Raw genomic sequence first — 1,941 nt, 5'->3', positions numbered from 1 at the left:
TCGGGTAGGCGGGTGGTGTCGAGTTTGCCGTTGGGGGTCAGTGGTAGTTCGGGAAGTGTGATGAGGGTGGTGGGGACCATGTAGGTGGGGAGGCGGTCGACCAGGTACCCGCGTACGTGGTCGAGGTCCGTGGCGGTGACGCTGGCGCCCTGCCCGACCAGATAACCGACGAGACGGTCGTTGTCGTGCAGCACGACCGCGCACTGCCGCACCGCGGGGTGCCCCGCCAGAGCGTGCTCGACCTCGCCGAGCTCGATGCGCTGGCCGCGCAGTTTGACCTGCCGGTCGATACGGCCGAGGTACTCCAGGAGCCCGTCGGAGCGCCAGCGGACGAGGTCGCCGCTGGCGTACATGCGCTGTCCGGGTCGGTCGCCGTACGGGTCGGCCAGGAACCGCTCGGCGGTCAACGAGGGCCTGTCGAGGTAACCGTGGGCGACGCCCAACCCAGCGATGAACAGCTGACCGGGTACGCCGATCGGAGCTGGGCGCAGGCGGCTGTCCAGCACGTACGTCCGGTGGTCGGCAAGGGCTGAGCCGATCGGGGGCCGGCCCTCCAGCGGTGCGTCGAAGAGGTGGTCCGTGCACACCACAGTCGTCTCGGTCGGGCCGTAGGAGTTGTGGAGTTCGAGACCGGGCCGGGCCCAGCGGTTGACCAGCTCGGCACTGAGCGCCTCACTGCCGATGTCCAGCGCCCGCAGTGCGCTGCCGGCCAGCCGCCGCGGATCGAGGTGGGACAGGAACGCAGGCGGGAGATAGGCGACGGTGACCTGCTCCTCGCACAGGAAGGTGGTGAACGCGTCCGGGTCGGAGATCACGTCCAGCGGCGCGCCGACGACGGTGCCGCCGCCGAGCAGGGTGGCGAAGCTCTCGAACACGCTCATGTCGAAAGCCGGGTTGGCCACCAGCGGGACGCGATCGGCAGGCGTGACCGCGAAGAGGGCAACCGCGTTCTCGCAGTACCCGTAGGCCGACCGGTGCGAGACGAGGACGCCCTTGGGTGTCCCCGTGGAACCTGAGGTGTAGATGAGGTAGGCGACGTCGTCGGGTCGTACCTCGATGGCCGGGGGCGTGTCCGGCCGGGCCGCGATGGCGGCGACACGCTGCGGATCGTCCAGGCACCAGTGCGGTGGGCGGGCCGGTGCCAGCTCGGCCAGGTCGCTACGGGTCAGGACGAGCGCGGCCTTCGTGTCGTCGACCTGGAACTCCAGCCGCGCGGCCGGATGCTGGGGGTCCAGCGGCATCCACGCGGCACCCGCCTTCAGCACCGCCAGTTGGGCCACCAGGAGGTCGAGCCCGCGATGGAGCAGCAGCGCCACCACCTCGCCTGGCCGGACCCCGGCCCCGGCAAGGGCGTGGGCCAACCGGTTGGACCGCTGGTCGAGCTCCCGGTAGGTGAGCTGGCCCGCCGCCGGGCCACGGAACCGGATCGCCACCGCGTCCGGGTCGGCTCCGGCCAGCACGTGGTGCAGCAGACAGGGCGCGCGCCGGGCGGTGACCGGGCGGCGCGGGGAACTCCACTCCTGCAGAACCTGGCGGCGTTCCTCGCGGGACATCAGCTCGACGTCGTGGGCGCCGACGGTGTCGGGGTCGGCGATCCCGTCGGCCAGCGCCGCCGTGAAGTGGTCGATGAGCCTGTCGATCCGGTCGGCGTCGAACAACTCGGTCGAGTACTCCACCGAGATGGACAGCCCACCGTCGGCCTGCTCGGTCACGTCGAAGCTGATATCGAACCGGGCGTAATCGCCAGCGATGTCGATCGGCTCCACGCCGACCGCGCCGAGCCTGAGGTCCTCCCCGCTCTCACCCCTGGCCATGTCCGCCGGCTGCAGGGTCAGACAGATCTGGAAGAGGGGGTTGCGGCCGGGGATGCGGTCGGGTTGGAGGGTGTCGACGATGAGGCTGAAGGGGATGTCTTGGTGGGTGGTGGCGTTGAGGATGGTG

General features: G+C 70.6%; 1 protein-coding gene. It reads right to left on the bottom strand.

Annotated elements, in window-relative coordinates:
* On the bottom strand, positions 1–1,941 hold a 1,941-nt coding region (locus ADK66_RS26910), incomplete at both ends, for an amino acid adenylation domain-containing protein (protein ID WP_157552975.1).

The organism is Micromonospora sp. NRRL B-16802 (assembly GCF_001279555.1).
Classification (GTDB): domain Bacteria; phylum Actinomycetota; class Actinomycetes; order Mycobacteriales; family Micromonosporaceae; genus Micromonospora; species Micromonospora profundi.
Note: the sequence above shows the minus strand (reverse complement) of the source record. Positions and strands in the feature narration are given on the sequence as shown.